Raw genomic sequence first — 16,834 nt, forward strand, 5'->3', positions numbered from 1 at the left:
CAGTGGATAGGGTGTTATGTCCGGAAAAGCGCAACAGCAGTCTCGTATCAAAGAGTTGATCACCCTGGGTCGTGAGCAGAAGTATCTGACTTACGCAGAGGTCAACGACCACCTGCCGGAGGATATTTCAGATCCGGAACAGGTGGAAGACATCATCCGCATGATTAATGACATGGGGATTCCCGTACACGAGAGCGCGCCGGATGCGGACGCCCTTATGTTGGCCGACGCCGATACCGACGAGGCAGCCGCTGAAGAAGCGGCCGCAGCGTTGGCAGCGGTCGAGACCGACATCGGTCGCACGACTGACCCAGTGCGCATGTACATGCGCGAAATGGGTACCGTTGAGCTTCTGACCCGTGAAGGCGAAATTGAAATCGCCAAACGTATCGAAGAGGGCATCCGTGAGGTGATGGGCGCAATCGCGCACTTCCCTGGCACGGTTGACCATATTCTCTCCGAATACACACGAGTCACGACCGAAGGTGGGCGTCTTTCCGATGTTCTGAGCGGTTACATCGACCCGGATGACGGCATTGCGCCGCCAGCCGAAGTGCCGCCGCCTGTCGATCCGAAAACAGCGAAAGCTGCCGAAGGTGATGACGAAGAGGAAGAGAAGGACGAAACCGCAACCGACGACGAAGAAGAAGTCGAAAGCGGTCCGGATCCTATCGTTGCTCAGCAGCGCTTCGGTGCAGTTTCCGATCAAATGGAAATTGCCCGCAAGGCATTGAAAAAGCACGGCCGTGGCAGCAAGCAGGCAACCGCCGAGCTGATTGCACTGGCACTGCTGTTCATGCCGATCAAACTGGTTCCTAAACAGTTTGAAGGCCTGGTCGAGCGGGTTCGTAGTGCACTTGATCGCTTGCGCGCTCAGGAACGCGCCATCATGCAGCTGTGTGTACGTGATGCACGTATGCCACGCGCCGATTTCCTTCGCCTGTTCCCTGGCCATGAAGTCGACGAGAGCTGGACCGATGCGCTGGCTAAAGGCAAAGGCAAATATGCGGAAGCCATTGGTCGCCTGCAACCGGATATCCAGCGTTGCCAGCAAAAGCTGATCGCACTCGAAACCGAAACAGGTTTGAAGATTTCCGAAATCAAGGACATCAACCGTCGCATGTCGATCGGTGAGGCCAAAGCCCGCCGCGCGAAGAAAGAGATGGTTGAAGCCAACTTGCGTCTGGTGATCTCCATCGCCAAGAAGTACACCAACCGTGGCCTGCAGTTCCTCGATCTGATCCAGGAAGGCAACATCGGCTTGATGAAAGCGGTGGACAAGTTCGAATATCGTCGTGGTTACAAGTTCTCGACTTATGCCACCTGGTGGATCCGTCAAGCGATTACCCGCTCGATTGCCGACCAGGCACGCACCATCCGTATTCCGGTGCACATGATCGAGACGATCAACAAGCTCAACCGTATTTCCCGGCAGATGCTGCAGGAAATGGGTCGCGAACCGACCCCGGAAGAGCTGGGCGAACGCATGGAAATGCCTGAGGACAAAATCCGCAAGGTATTGAAGATCGCTAAAGAGCCGATCTCCATGGAAACCCCGATCGGTGACGACGAAGATTCGCACTTGGGTGACTTCATCGAAGACTCGACTATGCAGTCGCCAATCGATGTCGCCACGGTCGAAAGCCTCAAGGAAGCGACGCGCGAAGTGCTCTCGGGCTTGACCGCTCGCGAAGCCAAGGTTCTGCGCATGCGCTTCGGCATCGACATGAATACTGACCATACGCTGGAAGAGGTCGGTAAGCAGTTTGACGTAACCCGCGAGCGGATTCGTCAGATCGAAGCCAAGGCGCTACGCAAGTTGCGTCACCCGACGAGAAGCGAACACCTGCGTTCGTTCCTCGACGAGTAATACGTAGACCCGATACAACAAAACCCCCGGCCTTGCTGGGGGTTTTGCATTGTGCAGAATTAAGTTTGCCCACCCCCTGCGGCGCCCGACTACACTCGGATTACACCCTTTTGCCTAATTGAGGCTGCCATGCCACGACTGTCGGCCATTATTTTCTTTTACATGATCGGCGCAACAGTAACGGCCAACGCCTTGACCCTGTCTGATGAGGAACATACCTGGCTTAGTTCACACAAAGAGCTCCGCCTCGGCGTAGACGCCACATGGCCGCCTTTTGAGTTTCGCGATGAAAACGGACGTTATCAAGGGCTTGCGGCGGACTACGTCACACTTATCGAGCAGCGGCTCGCCGTCTCATTGCAACCGATCGAGCCAGTCGGATGGAATGAGGTTTTAAACAAAGCCAAACGAGGTGAAATAGATTTACTGCCAGGGATAATGTCCACGCCGGAGCGCCAGAGCTATCTATCGTTTACCCGCCCTTACCTGGATTTCCCGATTGTTATTCTTGCCCATGAAGGCAGCGTACACCCGCACAACCTGCAAGAGCTTTACGGCCTTAAAGTTGCCGTCGTCGATAACTATGCGCCTCACGAACTCCTGCGCACCCATCATCCCGATCTAAACCTGGTCGCGCTGCCCGACGTCGGCTCAGCCCTGCAGGCCTTGGCCGCAGACCAGGTAGATGCCGTCGTGAGCGATCTGGCGTCCAGCGTCTGGAGCATGCGTCAACTCAAGCTTGGGGGTATCTACGTAAGCGGTGAGACACCGTATCGCTATCAACTGGCGATGGCCGTTCCGCATGATCAACCCCTGTTGGCCGGTATCCTGGATAAAGCTCTGGCCGACCTGAGTCCATCAGAAATCAGCAGCATTCAGGAGCGTTGGGTGGGCAGCGTGCTTGATCACCCCAGGTTCTGGCAGAACTTCCTGCGCTACGGGCTTCCCGGGCTGTTGTTGCTGTCAACCGTGCTCATCGTGGTCATTCGCATCAATCGCAGACTGAGCTCGGAAATATCGCGGCGAGTGAATCTGGAACAAGAGCTACGCAGTAGCGAATACCACTATCGCGGGCTGGTCGAGAGCCTCTCGGCCATCGCCTGGGAAGCAAGCATGAGCGATTACACCTACAGCTATGTCTCCCCCCACGCGGAAGAACTGCTCGGCTACCCACTGGCCGATTGGCTCAAGCCCGGGTTCTGGCGGAGCATCGTGCACCCGGCAGACATCGAAGAGGCCGAGCGATTTTGCAATCAGGAGACCTGTTTACGCAGGGACCACAACCTCGACTATCGCGTCATCAGAGCCGACGGCCAGACCCTCTGGGTACGGAATATTGTCAGCTTGATCGAGCATGGCCACGAACCGGTAATGCGCGGCCTGATGATCGACATCAGCGAAACCAAGCAAACCGAAACCGCTCTACGCCTCTCTGAAGAGAAGTTCGCCTCGGTGTTCAGGCAATGCCCGGACATCCTGGTGATCGCCCGCCTGTCCGACGGCTGCCTGCTCGAGGCCAACAAAGCGTTTGAAGAACAAGTCGGTATCACTGCCGGGGAGGTCATCGGCAAAACTGCAACCCAGCTCAATATCTGGGGCGTGCCCGGCATTGGTCCAAGCCTGCTGATGCGCCTGCAGGGCGGCAGTATCCGCAATCTGGAAATGCCCTTTCGCCGCCTGGACGGACGTCTGTTCACCGGTCTGATATCCGCCGAGCCATTTGACCTCGACTCGACACCGGCTCTCGTGGTCGTAGTACGCGACATCAGTCCACTCAAAGAAGCGCAACAACAACTGCAAATATCCGAGGAGAAATTCGCCAAAGCTTTCCACTCCTCGCCCGATGGCTTGCTCATCACCCGCCAAAGCGATGGCCTGCTGATTGAAGTCAATGAAGGCTTCAGCCGGATCACCGGCTACAACAGCGCACTGTCTTTGGATCGCTCGACCCTTGATCTGGGGATTTGGGTCGATCTGAACGAGCGCGCTCAAATGATCGAACAGCTCAATCGCGACGGTTTCGTTCGCGATTTCAGCAGCCATATTCGCCGCAGGGATGGTCAGGTCAGGCTGTGTGAAGTGTCCGCGAGGCCATTGCCGATCGGCGGTGAAGACTGCCTTCTGACTATCGCCCGCGACATCACCGAACGCCATCAAATGCAGGAGAAACTGCAACTCGCCGCCACCGTATTCGAGAGCACGGCCGAGGGCGTATTGATCACCGACATCCAACAGAACATCAGCGCCGTAAACCGCGCGTTCACTGAAATCACCGGTTACAGCGAAGAGGAGGCCATCGGCCAGACCCCACGCCTGCTCGCGTCAGGCCAGCATGACAGCGCCTTCTATGCCGCCATGTGGTACCAGCTGACGGACGAAGGGCATTGGCAGGGTGAAATCAGCAATCGGCGCAAGAACGGCGAGCTTTATCCAAGCTGGCTGACGATTAGCGCAGTGCGTAACCCCGAGCAGATCATCACCCATTTTGTCGCGGTGTTCGCCGATATTTCCAGCCTCAAACATGCACAGGCACGCCTCGATTATCAGGCTCACCACGACCCCCTGACCGGCCTGCCAAACCGCACGTTGTTCGAGAGTCGCCTGCAAGCAGCGCTCAGCCATAGCGAGGAAGTCTGTGGCCAGGGCGCGGTGCTTTTCCTCGACCTGGACCGCTTCAAACACATCAACGACAGCCTTGGGCACCCGGTGGGTGATCTGCTGCTCAAAGGCATCGCGTTGCGCCTCAAAGAGCAACTGCGCGACGTGGACACCGTCGCACGCCTGGGAGGCGATGAGTTCATCATCCTGCTGCCCGGCCTCCTGCATCCCGGCGACGCCGAAACCGTCGCGAACAAACTACTGGCGTGCTTCGGCGCGCCGTTCCAGGCAGGCGAACACGAGTTTTTTATCAGCGCGAGCATCGGCACCAGCCTCTTCCCAGCAGACGGCAGCGATGTCGCCACACTGGTCAAAAATGCCGACGCCGCGATGTACCGCTCCAAAGCCAAAGGGCGCAACCGGGTCGAAAGTTATACCCGCGACCTCACCGCACAAGCCAGCGAGCGAATTGCGCTGGAACATGAGCTCAGGCGCGCCATGGAGCGCAACGAACTGAGCCTTAGCTACCAACCGAAACTGTGCCTGCTGTCAAAGCGGCTGGTGGGTGCTGAAGCCCTGATTCGCTGGCGTCATCCAACACTTGGCGACGTGCCCCCGGAGCACTTTATCCCCCTTGCCGAAGAAAACGGCATGATCCTGCAGATCGGCGACTGGGTTCTGGAAAGCGCCTGCCGCCAGATGTGTGAGTGGAACAAAAGCTACAAACCGTTCGGACCGCTCTCGGTTAACCTGGCCGGCATGCAGCTGCGCCAACCCAACCTGCTGCAACGCATCGAGCAACTGCTCAAAGAGTTCGACCTCCAGCCCGGCTGCCTGCAACTGGAAATCACCGAAAACTTCATCATGAGCCAAGCCGAAGACGCACTCGCCGTGCTGCACAAACTGAAAAAGCTCGGCGTCCAGCTCGCCATCGACGACTTTGGCACCGGCTACTCATCCCTCAGCTACCTCAAACGCCTGCCACTGGACATCCTGAAGATCGACCAATCCTTCGTCCGCGGCCTACCCGACGACCCACACGACGCCGCCATCGTCCGCGCCATCATCGCCCTGGGACGCAGCATGCAACTAACCGTCATCGCCGAAGGCGTAGAAACCCTCGAGCAGCAGGAATTCCTTGCACAGGAAGGCTGCGAACAAATCCAGGGCTTCATCGTCAGCCTGCCCCTGCGCGCCGAAGAATTCTGTACGAGGTTTCTTCTTATGAACGTTTCGGATTTTTCGGATAGCACAGCAGGGAAACCATCGTTATAATCCGCGACCTACTGAGGGCCTATAGCTCAGTTGGTTAGAGCAGGGGACTCATAATCCCTTGGTCGTAGGTTCGAGTCCTACTGGGCCCACCATATGAATCAAGGCCTGCAGCTCAGCTGCTGGTTTTGACACCGCAATCAGATGTTCCCGAGGTACAGTTTCGGTACAGTCCGTACCGATCTTCCCTTGGAGAACGTATGGCAACTCTCGTAAAAACCCCCTCAGGAACATGGAAAGCGGTCATCCGTAAAAATGGCTGGCCGACCGTTTCCAAAACCTTCCGCACCAAACGTGATGCTGAAGACTGGTCGCGCCGAGCCGAAGATGAAATGGTCAGGGGCGTCTACATCCAACGCAGTGGTGCCGAACGAATGACGCTTGAGGCCGCCTTGAAGCGTTATCTGAGTGATGTCACGCCAACGAAGAAACCGACCACCCAGCGCGGCGAAATCAGCAAAGCCAAAAAGCTCATCGAGCATTTGGGAAAATATTCGCTCGCCGCATTGTCCGCTGAAATCATTGCCGGCTATCGTGACAAACGGCTGAGCGAATCCGGCAATAAGGGAAACATCAGCAACAACACAGTCCGTCTGGAACTAGCGCTACTCAGCCATCTTTTTACCGTGGCGATCCAAGAATGGGGAGTGGGTCTGACATTCAACCCCGTGCTAAACATTCGTAAACCCAGCCCTGGTGAAGGCCGAGATCGCAGGCTGTCGCCTGATGAAGAGCATCGGCTAATCAATGCTGTGAACGCTCACAGCAATCCAATGCTTGGATGGATCGTGCGCATAGCGCTGGAAACTGGTATGAGGGCTTCTGAGATTTCAACCTTGCGACGACACCAAGTCGACCTAGAAAGGCGCGTCTTGCGGCTCAAAGACACGAAAAATGACTCATCTCGAACCGTACCTCTGAACCGATTCGCTACCGAGACTATCAAGTCTGCGATGAACAATCCCATCCACCCCATCGATTGTGATTTGGTGTTTTTTGGTGAGCCTGGCCGAGACAAGAAACGTCGCCCATACGCATTTACAAAAATATGGGGAACTTTGAAGACCAAACTTAAAATGCCAGATTTTCGTTTTCACGATCTGCGACATGAAGCAGTAAGCCGGCTAGTTGAAGCCGGGCTGTCGGATCAAGAGGTTTCAGCCATAAGCGGCCATAAATCAATGCAAATGCTCAGGAGGTATACGCATTTGCGCGCTGAGGACTTGGTTGCCAGGCTAGACGAGCTTCGCCAGCGTTAACCTTAGTTAGAACCAATGTTTGTGCATGTACAAGTTTTTGGGCAAAGCAAATAGCAGGAAAACGGAGGGTGCCCATATTTTTTCAAGCCTGCTGGCTTGGCTTAAGCGCCCTCTCCGCAACACGCTTTAGAAGAGTTTATCGAGGCGGCTTACTGCCTAACCACGCCCCCAGTAGGTATAAGTGAGCGCTTGCAGCCTGCGGTTGTCACCACGGTGTAAAAATAAACGCCCACCCGGCGGCGTTTTGCAAGGTAGTTGTCGCGTCAGCTGTGTTTTATGCGGCTATTTTCAGTGTCGGTAACTCCCTTTCCGGATTGAGTGTGACCGCGCCGATGGGCTGCCAATTGCGTGTCGCACCTGACCAGCGATGTGGATGTTGATTACGAGCTTGCTGATACAGGGCATGACGCTTGGCCAAGATCTCTTGATCATCTCCTCGATGACGCTGCGCCGGGGTCACGAAGCGGATGCGGCTGTGGCGGTGTTGGTGGTTGTACCAGCGGATAAAATCGCGCACCCAGCTGCGTGCCGCGTCCAAATCTGCAAAACCACCAGGAGGCCATTGCGGGCAATATTTCAGGGTTCTAAACAGCGATTCTGAGTAGGGATTATCGTTACTCACCCGTGGTCGTCCGCGTGACGGGGTGATGCCGAGTTCGTACAGTTTGCTCAGCAACGTCACCGATTTCATCGGTGCACCGTTGTCCGAGTGCAGCACTAGGGGCCGTCCGGCGCAGCGTTCGGTGAGCACGGTGCGCTGCATCAGTTCGGCCGCCAGCTCGCCACTTTCTTGCTCGTAAACTTCCCAGCCCACGGCCTTTCGGCTGTAGATGTCCTCGATCAAATACAGATAGTAGTACTTCCCACGCACTGGCGATGGCAAGTAGGTGATGTCCCAAGACCAGACCTTATTGGCTGTGGTTGCGCTGTGAGTTGTCGGCGCAGCATGCTTGTGCGGTGCATGGCTGCGGCCACGTCGGTGCTGCTGATCAGCTTCCTTCAGGACGCGGTAAAAGGTTGCCTCTGAGGCCAGATAACGACCTTGATCGGCCAGTATCGGGACGATCTGGCTGGGCGGCAGGCTGACGAATGGCGGACTGTTGCAGACCTCTAAAATAGCGCAACGCTCCTGTTCACTCAGGGCATTAAGTGGTCGCGGACGTGACGTGGTGGTGCGCACGTCGGCCTGCATCACAGGCGTCAGCGCCCAGCGTTGCAGGCTGCGCAGCGACAGCCCGATCTCCGCGCTGGCAATAGTTTTGCGTGCACCAGAAGCAACGGCTTGGTTAAAACGTTCAACGAGTTGTTGCCGTTCTGGCAGCGAGGTCAGACGTCCTCGCTGTCGTTTCCCCAGAAGGCATTCATCTTTTTTCGCAGCACCAGAATCGCGGCGGTTTCTGCGAGCGCCTTGTCCTTGCGCCGCAGTTCACGCTCCAACTCGGCGATGCGTTTTTTGTCGGCGCGCGCCTGTTCTCGCTCGGCCTGGCGCTGTGCCTGGGCTGTTAGCTGGCCACTGATGCAGGCCTGTCGCCAAGCGCCGATTTGCTCGGGGTACAAACCCTTGCTGCGACAGTATTCGCTAAGCTCGATCTCGCTCAACGTGGCCGTGTGCAACACCGCTGCGAACTTGGCTTCAGCCGACCAGTTATCGGCACTGCTTTTATCTCCGGGCACCACTGCGCCTCCTGCTTTGAGCTTGGTTCGCCAAGCATACAGGGTGGCTTGAGAGATGCCTTCTTGACGCGACAACTCGGCCACGGACATGTTTTGAGGCGGCAGCAATTTGTTGATAAGGGCCGCTTTACGCTCAGGTGAATAGCTCGACATTACAGCTCTCTTTGGCGCCCCCGATCTATCGTTTTGATAAATCAGCTCAGGCGACAACTAGCCTGACACCGGGGGCCCGTGGCGCTATCCCAGTCTTTGGGCTTGCAGAAAAAGGACTGGGGGATCACTTGCATGAAGGTTGGAGGCTGCAACGGAGCGTGATTCGGCGTCACTGGATAAAAATACCAGGTCAGTGCGAGTGAGTGATAGACCGACACTCCCACTTGACGGTGGAGGACTGGCGGAAGCTCAAGGTTGCGCCCGGCTCCAAGGGCGCATGGTTGCACTCGATCTGCAAACTAGTCACTAGGGAATGGAGGACACCAATGGTGACGAGTTCACGGGGTGGATGCTGGGTACCATTAGCTCGATGCTGGCGGAAATGATTGCGGCCATTGCCCACAAGGACTACGAGTAGCGGCGAGCGCTGGGCTCGAGGAATCGCAAAGGCTATTGGATGCTCACCGGCAGACAGCACCGTCGAGCGTAAGTGTACCGGGTCTGGTACGGCCTTCGGTACCGCACGCCGGATTTCTTCATGGCCGGAACCGCATTCTCTTCCAGTTCGGCCCCTCACCGACCCAGCGCCCAAGTGTGCGCGGATTCTGGAAAACCTCGGCGTTAGCCAGGTGGATCTACGTCGTCCTCTTTCGGCGGCGCCTGCTTCTAGGAGTAAGTTCAGCCGGCGAGGGGGCGACTTGAGTCTTCTTCTTCGGTCTCATCGTTGAGCGCGGACAGCTGGGGGCTCTGGATGTTGCTGAGCGTCTTATTGCCCGGCCGTACCTATATAGCAGGAGGTTTGATGCCAGCCGTAGGTAGTGAATGGAGGTTTTGCGCCTAAGGATCGTCAACTGTCGTCAGCGCCAATGAAGCTGTTGGCAATGTTTCTTTTCTACTCTGCGCGGCATTCGGTTTCGGGCGAATCCTAGATCTCGATAACCTAGCTTGACAATAGGCCTAGCCAGCAGTATATGATGCGCTCCTCTTTACGCGTTTTGGAGCGCAAGCTCTAGTCCGGTGTATAGCCAGACTCTAATTTATTGATTGGTATTAGTTGCGACGAAGGCTCGCGTGGGCTTCACTCGTCGCACTCGTACCTCGCACTCCTCGCAAAGCCCACGCGAGCCTTCGCCGCTATATCTTTGGTAAAGAGAACCTCCTAGAGGCGCAATTTAGCGCCATGGATTTGGGACCACTGACAGTGACATTGAAGTTCGATGACAAGAGGCTTGAGTCTCTGGCTCAGGTTTCGCTAGAAAACTCTCGCATCGTACTTACTCAACCCATCCTTTTTCTTTGCGGCGGCCAAGTCGACATTACATCGTTTGAGCCGCTATCCGTGCGTGGCGCGCTTGTTGAGTATCTGCACTCAGCTAAATGCCATTTAGCGGAAAGCATTACCCTGGCGGAAGATTTCAAGGACTGGATCCATGACTCTGTGTATAGGGATCTACTAGCCTTTGAAAGCGATATTGCCCACATCTCATCACTCATAATCATTATTCTTGAGAGTGCAGGCGCACTGGCTGAGTTAGGACTATTTGTGAAAAATAGGGCGCTCAGAAATAAAATACTTGTCTTCGTAAGTCAGGAGCATTACGAAGAGAGCTCTTTCGTTCGACTTGGGCCATTAAGATATTTACAGGGAATTAAAGAGAGTAGTGTTTGTGCCTACCCATGGGATCAAAAAGATCTTAGAAGAAGCCTTTCTACATCCTTGAAAGAGATGAGGGAAGACATATTAAACGCAGTATCAGGGCAGGATGGCTCTGAAGCGTTTAATAAAGAGAATGAAGGGCATGTTTCTTTTGTCGTCTATGAGATCATAAAAACGTTTAGAGCATTAAAGCTGTTGGAGATTGAAGCCTATCTTGAAGCTTTAGGTCTAAGCGTCTCAAGAGATAAGCTTAAGAGGCTTATATTTCTTCTTGGGAAATTTAAATTGATAGGCAGCTCAAAACGCGGTCACGTAGACTATTACTATGCCCTAATTGATGCGGTGAAAGTCGAGTTTGCGGGAAAGTTTGATCAGACTAGAGCAAAAATTGCAGCGCAACAGTTCTATGCTACCAATGATGGTGAATCAAAGAGGATGCATGTCATTCAGTCTGCATACGCTGTGGCCACTCCAACACCAACTCCCGCTGTCCTGGCTGTAGGGGCAGAAAAATGAATATATTGGCAAGCCTTTCAAGTAAGCTTTTAATCAGCTCTGCAGAGTTAATAGGGTTTGTGAATACAGCACCTTATAGATATAAAGTTTACCCGATCCCGAAGAGGAGCGGACGAGGCGTTCGAATTATTGCTCAGCCCACTGATGTGCTGAAAGTCATGCAGCGCATGGTCCTCGAGAGCTTTTTGGTAGGTTTGCCGATTCACCATTGCGCAACTGCTTATCGGGATGGAGTAGGTATTAGAGAAAATGCAAGCGAGCATTTGAACAGCAAATATCTTCTAAAAATGGATTTTTCCGATTTTTTCCCATCTATTGGGCCAACGGATCTTATTTCACATATAAAAAAACATAAAGGGGAAATATCAAGGGAAGATGCTTATGCAGTTAAAAAGCTTTTCTTCTGGGCCAGAAAGAAAGATCCAGTGCATAAACTTAGCATAGGGGCTCCATCATCACCGTTTATTTCAAATACTTTGATGTATGAGTTTGATTGCAGACTTTTTGAGGAGTGTGCTCGTTTAGAGGTGAGTTATACGCGGTATGCTGACGACCTGACCTTTACAACAAATACTCAAGGGGTTCTTTTTGAGTTTCCAAGCTTGGTGGCCAAGATTTGCCGAGAAATCGATTACCCTACCCTTAGGATAAATGCTGAAAAGACAGTGTTTTCATCTAAGGGTAGAAATCGACATGTCACAGGTTTAGTGCTCACTAATGATGACCAAATATCTTTGGGGCACGATAAGAAAAGATATATCAGGTCGCTGATATATAGATACACACTCGGAGGCATGTCTAGTGATGAGGTTTACTCATTGAAAGGAGTGCTTGCATTTGCAAAACATGTAGAGCCGGGTTTTTATCAATCTGCTGTCCGTAAGTATGGGGAAGAGGTCGTAAGCTCGATTATGAGTTTTCAGCTCGTTAAGTAATCAAAGCGAGGTAAGGTGAGTACCTGAAAGTAAATATTTTCATATATCTAGGTGCCATTTGATCATGGTTTTTCCATGGCGCTATCTTAGTATTAACGCCCCAAATAATGAGTCGAAACGGACTCTCGGGAATGCCCGAGTTCTTCCGATACCTCAAGCCGTGCAGTTCGATCCAACTCCCGATTAAGCTCTGCTAAAGAGCCTCCGCGCACGGGAGAATCTACACCGGCATAGTGTTTGTAACGATCGTTGGCATAGTTGTGGCGCAATCCATGAGAAGTGACCCCGGCTGTGGCCTTGGTGATGCCAACGTTTCTGAGTACTCGGCTGTAATGACCCAGCGCCTGCTTTAGGGATAGCTCTGGCGCTGCGGTGCTTGCGGTAGGGCGGCCGGCGAATGTTTTCGCTCGGTCCAGCAGTTCGCGCTTTTTTTCGCTGTCGATCGGTACTGTTCGGTCCCGCCCGCCCTTAGTGCCGATGCTGATTGCCAGGTAGGCGCCCTTGTCGGCCAGATGAGGGCGCAACATGACGGATTCTTTGACCCGGAGTCCGAACGTCGCTTGTAGCTCGATTTGTAGCGCCACTCGCTCATCAATGAGTTGTAGCTCGGCCAGCTTGGCCTCTAGGCTGACGCCGTTGGCCGACCAGGATTTATCGGCGGTGTTGATAGAGCTGCGCGAGGCTTCGCCATTCTGAAAGTAGCTGGCAGTGCCCTCGACCATGCCCTCCTTTCCGATCCAAGCAGAGAACGTGCGTAGCGTCGACAGGTTGTTTTGCAATGTCGAGGCTGCCAAACCCTTGGCTAGCCAGTGCCTAGTCAAGGCCTCAACATGACGCCCTTTGAGCTGCTGAGCATCATTAAGTTTGTAACCCAGCGTCCGCAAATCGGTGAACGCGCTGAACAACACAGCTGCGCGTTTCTCCATGGTTTCAAAACTGGCCTTGGTTCCATCAGTCGCTTTGATACCATTATGTTTTTTGAGAACGGTTGCCAGAGACGATTTCCAGCCAGCCATTGATCACCTCATGCGAAATGTTTGCGCGGTTTTGGCGTACTTGAAAGCGGACTTGCTGCTGATGAACACGGTTTCCCGCATCTAAAAACACCCCGAGGGGGCGGACAACCGCGTAGCGGTTCCGGCCAGCCTGCCAGGCTGGTGTGCATCGATGGCAATTGCCAGCACAGTGGTGGGTAATAGGTTGAGGTGCGAGCAAGCTCAAACAAACCTGTGCCTTTACCCACACCGCGCGCTACAGCCTTCAATGCGGTATCGCAGATTTCCGCAACGTGCGCCCCATGACTGCCACCGTCCTGGACGTTACGTGATGCGTTCATGTGTGACAGACGCCGTAAGCCCCCGTCACGACCGACGACCTCCGCTGGCCGACCACACCTCAGGCGGAAAGCGCTATGCGCTTCATTCGATCTCAACCAACACTTCCCTCCGACCACCGAGATCTCATGGTTGGATTTGGCACCCTGTTTCACCCATTGAAAGAAGTGTGCAGTCAACGAGTCGAGGGCAGAGGTACAAACACCCTCGATCTGTAAGCGCCACCCCCCCTGAATGGCAAGGGGGGTGGCGGCATGACCTGGGTCCTTCCCACGAATGGCGTGGAGTGGCTGACCAGGCGGCGGTCCCAGATGAAGAGGACAAACCCTTAGCACGTGACCCAACGGGTTTCGCCGTAACCGGCTCATCAGACGTGCGAAAAATTGTGTTCACCAGACATAATCATTTTTACATATCGTGGTTTTTAATGCTGTGAGGTAGATCTAATTCTGAAAAATAAAGGTTTTGTGCTGATGTTTGCACGCACTCTCTTTTTTTGCTTCGCGAAAAAAGAGAGTGCTTATGGCTCTTATCGATCACGCATTTATAGGGTCGGTTACCCCCTGATGTGTTCGAGTGAATCGGCTGCGAAGGCTCGCAATTAATCGAGGTGCCAAAAAGGGCGCTGGTGACACACCGCATTTAGTAAAACGATGGCATCTCCCCAACACATCTGGAGATGACCCTTGACTCAAAAAATCCGCGTTTTTTGCTTGGTTTTTGCACCTTGGCGTTTTGCTGTTGTGGCGGTCAGTGCTTTCGTCTTTGCCCTTACCGCCGGAGGAGCTTGGTTTCCGATGGCCACGGTGGGCAGCCGTACGCTCGATATGCTGTTCAGTGCCCAAGTGGTTTCGTTCGAGCTGCTGGTCGGCGCGACGATTTTTCTTTATGTAGGTGTGCGTAATGGACAGCCTGCCTGGAGGCACAAAGTCGTTTTTTTCAATGCGGCGATTCTCGGAAGCTATGTCGGCAACGAATTGCTGCCGCTGCTAGTTGGGGGAGGCTGGTGACACAGTCGAACTGGTCTGAAGCTACAGGCTCACCCAGGAACAATGACGAGGAAAGCCAGTATGTTTACCCCCTGCCACACGATTACCAGTGACATGGTGTTCGACCTCGACGCGCAACTGAACAGTCTCGACGCCGTGGCACATGTCGCGGTTGGACGCATGGATAACCCCGTCTTAGTCGCGATTGCGCAGGGTTTCCTTGCCCCCGTTGCACTAAACCATCCAACCCTCAACTCGTTTGTCGAAGCTGAGCTGATCGCAGCTCGGCTCAACAACCTGCAGGGGATTAGTGATCGCCAACGCATCGCAATCCTACGGAGCTTAGCCAGCGTAGTTGGGAACTGATGTGGCACCTTTCTCAAAATAATCTGAACTGACAGGGACCCTATGAAGAAGTATATCGCTGTGTTGGCCGTTTTCACGCTATCTATAGCTGGGTGTGATAACTACAAAGCCGACTTTGCAAACGCCATCTCTCAGGACTTGGAAGCTACGGGACACCTCTGCCTAGGAATAAAGAAGTGGCCGATCGAGGTGACCGCCTTCGATATGAGAATGAAGTCGCGCAAAGCGCTAACGTTCAGCTATTTGGAAGTAGAGGGACTGGTGAATAGCAAGGATACGGTGATTATGGCTGGCGGTTTGAGGATCCCAACCGCTCTCTACACCCCAAGCAAGAAGGCCAAACCCTTTATGATCGGACGTGATATTTGTTGGGGAAAAAAGGTGCTCGCTGAGGTGGTTAAGTGGGATGGTCCTACGAGTAACGGCGACTACAAGGAAGCGGTAGTCCAATACACTTATCAGGTGGTGCCGATGAATTGGGTAGTCAACTCTGGCATTACGTACCACTACCCTGAGATGAACCTGATTCATCAAGGACCTCAGAGCGCTGAGGCCACAATAAAACTAACAAGTGCAGGATGGGAGGCAAAATAGGCTCAACATCAATCTAAGCGGCGTGAAGGCTGATAAAGGTTGCTCGTGCGTAGTACGACCAGTCATGCATCTCTATGTAGCGTCGCTTCGAGTGTTTTCAGGATGATAAAAGAACGGTGTCCGTATGATGTGGATACCGCCACGAAGATCGGTTTTTGATTAAATAATGATTAATTATGATTAAAAACAGATTAGTCGTAACAGGTATCTAGCCCCAGAGCGCCGAAAATGGTGACTGTTGAAGGATCTTAACTCAATCTTTCGGGGGGGCAGGAACGGTATACCCAGGGGCGAAAGAACGGTAATTTTGGGGGCGGTGAACGGCATTCGCAGGGGGCACGAACGGCACGTGGGGGCAGGGGAGACAGGTATAGAGGGGGTGTTGGGACGGTGCTTATCTCTCCGCATTATCGTTCCTGCTAAGGTGACGTTTCTGAAAAGCCCCACCGCTTTTATTGATACAGATGAGGCTGTCGCGAACCTCATAATTGAAGTTCAGTCCGTATTTTTCGCTAGCGATCCGTATTGACTCTAATGACCGGAGCAAATCCTTTTTGAAATCCCTTGCGACCTTTGCCGCACTGCCGCATAGGCCATGCAGGGTTTCCACGCGCACTGGGAAGGGATTTGCATGGCTGGAATAGTATCCCTGCAACCACTGCGCTAACGGTTTTCCAGCCAGTTCGTGGCGGACTTTCCAATTGATTCTGGTGTATTGGTCATAACCGAAGAGGGCACTTAAGCTAGGATTAAGTCTTATGACGAATTTTTTGGTTTTCTCATCCCGAGCCAGCTCGTTTATTAGTCTGCCCTCATAATTATATTTTGATGATTTAAGGTTGAGTGCAGTAGCCTCTAGCCTGCTTAGGCTACGGCTCAGCTGTAGTCGATTTTTACCTGTGTCGGTAATGCCAAGAGTTTTCAGCAGTTGGTATGCGGTGGTGTGGCACTCTGACCATCGGCCGCCCCGACGAGCAACTAATAACAACGCTAGCCATACATCAAGGTCGCCCTGATTGAGTTGGGGGCCTGTATAAGTGATTTTTGTACCGGCTGTTGTACAAATTTCTACCTTTTCCAGAAAGCGCTGGCTGCCCCTTACCCCGGCGAAAAGTGCGGAGCGGAGTAAACTGTTTGGGACGGCACGCATTAAGTCAGTCCAATCCTCCGGACGCGTATCACCCAGGATGCAATCGGGGTTGCCTTTTACAAGCATCATCCGATGTTTCAAGCTCTGGTTACCCATTCGCGATAATTCCGGCCAGCTCCGAGGTGCGGAAATAACTTCGGCGACCAAGCTTTACGCGGGTAGCGTTGATTGCACCCGAGAACTCGCCCTCTTGGCTTAAACTCCAAGCAAGGCCTCCGGGTTGGCGATGAAGAAGCTCTGCCAACTGTTCTAAGGTTACGAGTGGTCCAAAACGTTCAAGGATCTGTAATTCAATTTTTTCTTGGCAAGAAAGCATAGGAGAAAGCTCCGTGAGTGGATGTCTTCTCTAATAGTCTTGAGCGATGCCCCTTTTTTCATACGTTTTCATCCGGGCCCCCGGTGTCAGGCTAGTTGTCGCCTGAGCTGATTTATCAAAACGATAGATCGGGGGCGCCAAAGAGAGCTGT

At 53.5% G+C, this 16,834-nt stretch carries 12 protein-coding genes, 1 tRNA gene and 2 pseudogenes; 10 read left to right on the forward strand and 5 right to left on the reverse strand.

What is annotated here, in order from left to right:
• Nucleotides 1-16 precede the first annotated feature (16 nt).
• The 4 genes from rpoD (at nt 17) to RGU44_RS17540 (ending at nt 6,999) form a co-directional block, all read left to right on the forward strand.
• On the forward strand, nt 17-1,870 hold the full coding sequence (gene rpoD / locus RGU44_RS17525) for an RNA polymerase sigma factor RpoD (protein ID WP_322218292.1): 1,854 nt from the start codon (nt 17-19) through the stop codon (nt 1,868-1,870).
• Between the two features lie 129 nt (nt 1,871-1,999).
• Nucleotides 2,000-5,743: a bifunctional diguanylate cyclase/phosphodiesterase gene (locus tag RGU44_RS17530; RefSeq protein ID WP_322218295.1), complete on the forward strand. Its 3,744-nt coding sequence runs from the start codon at nt 2,000-2,002 to the stop codon at nt 5,741-5,743.
• Nucleotides 5,744-5,758: 15 nt separating this feature from the next.
• Nucleotides 5,759-5,835: transfer RNA gene (locus RGU44_RS17535), tRNA-Ile, on the forward strand.
• Nucleotides 5,836-5,940: 105 nt separating this feature from the next.
• Nucleotides 5,941-6,999, forward strand: coding sequence for a site-specific integrase (locus tag RGU44_RS17540; RefSeq protein ID WP_322218298.1), 1,059 nt, complete (start codon nt 5,941-5,943; stop codon nt 6,997-6,999).
• Nucleotides 7,000-7,273: 274 nt separating this feature from the next.
• Here the strand turns inward: RGU44_RS17540 and RGU44_RS17545 are convergent.
• Nucleotides 7,274-8,826, reverse strand: a protein-coding gene (locus RGU44_RS17545) for an IS3-like element ISPpu4 family transposase (RefSeq protein WP_250690811.1) whose coding sequence is annotated in 2 segments (ribosomal slippage) — nt 7,274-8,364 and nt 8,364-8,826 — 1,554 coding nt in all. Because the reading frame shifts where the segments join, the coding sequence is not laid out codon by codon here.
• A 206-nt stretch (nt 8,827-9,032) separates the two neighbouring features.
• Here RGU44_RS17545 and RGU44_RS17550 point away from each other — a divergent pair.
• Nucleotides 9,033-9,278: pseudogene (locus tag RGU44_RS17550) on the forward strand (serine recombinase); the annotation flags it as partial.
• Here RGU44_RS17550 and RGU44_RS25145 read toward each other — a convergent pair.
• Nucleotides 9,278-9,455, reverse strand: a pseudogene (locus RGU44_RS25145) (site-specific integrase); the annotation flags it as partial. The pseudogenes RGU44_RS17550 and RGU44_RS25145 sit on opposite strands and share 1 nt — an antisense overlap.
• A gap of 551 nt (nt 9,456-10,006) precedes the next feature.
• Between RGU44_RS25145 and RGU44_RS17555 the strand changes: the two are divergent.
• A complete protein-coding gene (locus RGU44_RS17555) occupies nt 10,007-10,999 on the forward strand; it encodes a retron St85 family effector protein (RefSeq protein WP_322218300.1) in 993 nt (330 codons plus the stop codon).
• Nucleotides 10,996-11,934, forward strand: coding sequence for a retron St85 family RNA-directed DNA polymerase (locus RGU44_RS17560; RefSeq protein WP_322218303.1), 939 nt, complete (start codon nt 10,996-10,998; stop codon nt 11,932-11,934). Before RGU44_RS17555 ends, RGU44_RS17560 begins: the two co-directional genes overlap by 4 nt.
• A 92-nt stretch (nt 11,935-12,026) precedes the next feature.
• Here the strand turns inward: RGU44_RS17560 and RGU44_RS17565 are convergent, their stop codons facing one another.
• Nucleotides 12,027-12,950: a phage integrase N-terminal domain-containing protein gene (locus RGU44_RS17565; RefSeq protein ID WP_322218306.1), complete on the reverse strand. Its 924-nt coding sequence runs from the start codon at nt 12,948-12,950 to the stop codon at nt 12,027-12,029.
• 1,004 nt (nt 12,951-13,954) lie between these two features.
• On the opposite strand from RGU44_RS17565, the gene RGU44_RS17570 reads away from it, so the two are divergent.
• Genes RGU44_RS17570 through RGU44_RS17580 form a run of 3 tightly spaced genes read left to right on the forward strand, consistent with a single transcriptional unit; the run spans nt 13,955 to nt 15,217 of the window.
• Nucleotides 13,955-14,278, forward strand: coding sequence for a hypothetical protein (locus tag RGU44_RS17570; protein ID WP_322218309.1), 324 nt, complete (start codon nt 13,955-13,957; stop codon nt 14,276-14,278).
• A gap of 60 nt (nt 14,279-14,338) precedes the next feature.
• Nucleotides 14,339-14,623: a hypothetical protein gene (locus RGU44_RS17575; RefSeq protein ID WP_322218312.1), complete on the forward strand. Its 285-nt coding sequence runs from the start codon at nt 14,339-14,341 to the stop codon at nt 14,621-14,623.
• A 42-nt stretch (nt 14,624-14,665) separates the two neighbouring features.
• Nucleotides 14,666-15,217, forward strand: coding sequence for a hypothetical protein (locus tag RGU44_RS17580; protein ID WP_322218315.1), 552 nt, complete (start codon nt 14,666-14,668; stop codon nt 15,215-15,217).
• 394 nt (nt 15,218-15,611) lie between these two features.
• On the opposite strand, the gene trfA is transcribed toward RGU44_RS17580, so the two are convergent.
• Both trfA and RGU44_RS17590 read right to left on the reverse strand, forming a co-directional pair.
• Nucleotides 15,612-16,463 carry a plasmid replication initiator TrfA gene (gene trfA / locus RGU44_RS17585; protein WP_322218318.1) on the reverse strand — a complete coding sequence of 284 codons (852 nt, stop codon included), beginning with the start codon at nt 16,461-16,463 and terminating at the stop codon, nt 15,612-15,614.
• Complete coding sequence (locus RGU44_RS17590) at nt 16,456-16,683, reverse strand: hypothetical protein (RefSeq protein ID WP_322218321.1); 228 nt, start codon at nt 16,681-16,683, stop codon at nt 16,456-16,458. The genes trfA and RGU44_RS17590 overlap by 8 nt, the downstream gene beginning before the upstream one ends.
• Nucleotides 16,684-16,834 lie beyond the last annotated feature (151 nt).

Source organism: Pseudomonas sp. 5C2, assembly GCF_034314155.1.
In the GTDB taxonomy this organism is placed as follows: Bacteria; Pseudomonadota; Gammaproteobacteria; order Pseudomonadales; family Pseudomonadaceae; genus Aquipseudomonas.

Excerpts from the sequence above, each read along its gene's own strand:
- rpoD (WP_322218292.1), top strand. The coding sequence starts at position 17 with ATGTCCGGAAAAGCGCAACAGCAGTCTCGTATCAAAGAGTTGATCACC.
- RGU44_RS17530 (WP_322218295.1), top strand. The coding sequence starts at position 2,000 with ATGCCACGACTGTCGGCCATTATTTTCTTTTACATGATCGGCGCAACA.
- RGU44_RS17540 (WP_322218298.1), top strand. The coding sequence starts at position 5,941 with ATGGCAACTCTCGTAAAAACCCCCTCAGGAACATGGAAAGCGGTCATC.
- RGU44_RS17555 (WP_322218300.1), top strand. The coding sequence starts at position 10,007 with ATGGATTTGGGACCACTGACAGTGACATTGAAGTTCGATGACAAGAGG.
- RGU44_RS17560 (WP_322218303.1), top strand. The coding sequence starts at position 10,996 with ATGAATATATTGGCAAGCCTTTCAAGTAAGCTTTTAATCAGCTCTGCA.
- RGU44_RS17565 (WP_322218306.1), bottom strand. The coding sequence starts at position 12,950 with ATGGCTGGCTGGAAATCGTCTCTGGCAACCGTTCTCAAAAAACATAAT.
- RGU44_RS17575 (WP_322218312.1), top strand. The coding sequence starts at position 14,339 with ATGTTTACCCCCTGCCACACGATTACCAGTGACATGGTGTTCGACCTC.
- RGU44_RS17580 (WP_322218315.1), top strand. The coding sequence starts at position 14,666 with ATGAAGAAGTATATCGCTGTGTTGGCCGTTTTCACGCTATCTATAGCT.
- trfA (WP_322218318.1), bottom strand. The coding sequence starts at position 16,463 with ATGGGTAACCAGAGCTTGAAACATCGGATGATGCTTGTAAAAGGCAAC.
- RGU44_RS17590 (WP_322218321.1), bottom strand. The coding sequence starts at position 16,683 with ATGCTTTCTTGCCAAGAAAAAATTGAATTACAGATCCTTGAACGTTTT.